A 1,121-nucleotide genomic window follows, 5' to 3' on the forward strand; every position below is an offset into this window, starting at 1 on the left:
GAGTGTCAGGATAGACAAGACAGGTGATCCCATAAAGGGTCTCAAGGGCTCCGACATAGTCAAGGCTATCGGGAGAGGATTTCCGCCCGAGTCGGCGCTCAAGCTACTCGAAAACGAGATGATGGTCTTCGAGACCATCGACCTCAAGAAAGCCACCGGAAGCGACTCCGAACGCAGGTCACAGAAGGGGCGTCTCATAGGCAGGAACGGCAAGACACGTGAGCTAATGGAGGATCTCACGGGTGCTGAGGTACGTATCTACGGGAACACCTTCGGAGTTATAGGTACGCATGAACAGGTCGACATGGCGATGACCGCGGCGGAGATGATACTCGACGGAGCACCCCACGGCACTGTCTACTCGTTCTTAGAGGAGAAACGCCGCGAGCTAAAGAGAAACGCCATAGAGTACTACGAGAGGTGAGGTGGATGGACACCGACGCCGAGTCACAGTCAGAGTCACAGTCACAGTCTCAGCCGAAGACTGACTGGAATCCGACACGCAGAGACGACGCCGAGGAGATAGTCGAGACTGTCTTAGAGGGGGAGTACGTCGGCTTCGACAGGGAGCCATCGACGGCGACGTGTAACATACACGAGGACGGCGTAGGGGACGTCGACGAGTACGAAGAGCTTCAGATACTCGTCAACATAGACGGCTACGGCACGACTTACATAGAGTCGCGGTGTTCTGACTGCCGCCTCGATGAGATAGACGAGAGCCATCTCAACGGTTCGGGTATACAGGCTCTCGTGACGGGAACCCTCGTCGGAAAGCCCAACGTTCCGATAGCTGAACAGGACTGGGACAGGGACTTCGACCTCGAACGTTACGTCAGCATGAAGCCGTGGCTCACCGAGCCTTCTAACGCCGCATTACATCTAGAAGACGTCGAGGTCGACGATATCTCGCCCGCCGAAGACGGATTCGACTTATCCGAGGTCGGGGTCTGAGGATTCTCGCTCGGGTACCGGAACCAGAAGACTCACCCTGCTTCCCGTATCTGTGTCGTCTATCTCTATGTTCCCACCGACCATTCTGAGTATCCAGTAGACGAACCAGAGCCCGAGACCGCTTCCGTGTAGAAGGCTAGTCTCCTCGCCGTTTCTGAGAACCTCCT

The 1,121-nt window shown here is 56.1% G+C and carries 3 protein-coding genes; 2 read left to right on the plus strand and 1 reads right to left on the minus strand.

The genetic code is table 11. The features are described from left to right. Window positions 1-424, plus strand: a 424-nt coding sequence (locus SV253_06955; protein MDY6775799.1) for a KH domain-containing protein, incomplete at its 5' end; no start/stop codon positions are given. Between the two features lie 5 nt (window positions 425-429). Then, on the plus strand, window positions 430-954 hold the full coding sequence (locus tag SV253_06960; protein MDY6775800.1) for a hypothetical protein: 525 nt from the start codon (window positions 430-432) through the stop codon (window positions 952-954). Here the strand turns inward: SV253_06960 and SV253_06965 are convergent. Continuing rightward, the coding region (locus SV253_06965) for an ATP-binding protein (GenBank protein ID MDY6775801.1) at window positions 934-1,121 on the minus strand (188 nt) is incomplete at its 5' end. The genes SV253_06960 and SV253_06965 overlap by 21 nt on opposite strands.

This window comes from Candidatus Afararchaeum irisae (assembly GCA_034190545.1).
GTDB lineage: Archaea > Halobacteriota > Halobacteria > Halobacteriales > Afararchaeaceae > Afararchaeum > Afararchaeum irisae.

Excerpts from the sequence above, each read along its gene's own strand:
- SV253_06960 (MDY6775800.1), top strand. The coding sequence starts at position 430 with ATGGACACCGACGCCGAGTCACAGTCAGAGTCACAGTCACAGTCTCAG.